1 protein-coding gene is annotated in these 321 nt (G+C 50.5%); it reads right to left on the bottom strand.

What is annotated here, in order from left to right; translation table 11 throughout:
- Positions 1 to 321, bottom strand: a 321-nt coding sequence (locus tag WG906_RS19355; RefSeq protein WP_339994543.1) for an Ig-like domain-containing protein, incomplete at both ends; no start/stop codon positions are given.

Raw genomic sequence — 321 nt, forward strand, 5'->3', positions numbered from 1 at the left:
GCAGAGCTAAGCGCGGTGTTTGCATTAAGCGTTTGAATGGGACTGGTCTCGCACTGTGTAATAGTAGCTGAACCTGAAAGTGCCGGGGCCGCCGGAGCCGCATTAATGGTTAAGGTAACGGCAGTTCTTGAGAGACTGAGACATCCCGTAGCTGGATTTGTTGCTTCCGCAAAATAAGTCACCGTACCCACAGTATTTAAAGCAGGCGAAGGCACCACTGTACCTCCGGTTGCTGCAGTATACCAGGTGACACCTGTTGTAGAAACAAGTGCGCTGTTTGCGTTAAGCGTTTGAATGGGGCTTGTTTCGCACTGTGTAATC

The organism is Pedobacter superstes, assembly GCF_037622515.1.
In the GTDB taxonomy this organism is placed as follows: domain Bacteria; phylum Bacteroidota; class Bacteroidia; order Sphingobacteriales; family Sphingobacteriaceae; genus Paradesertivirga; species Paradesertivirga superstes.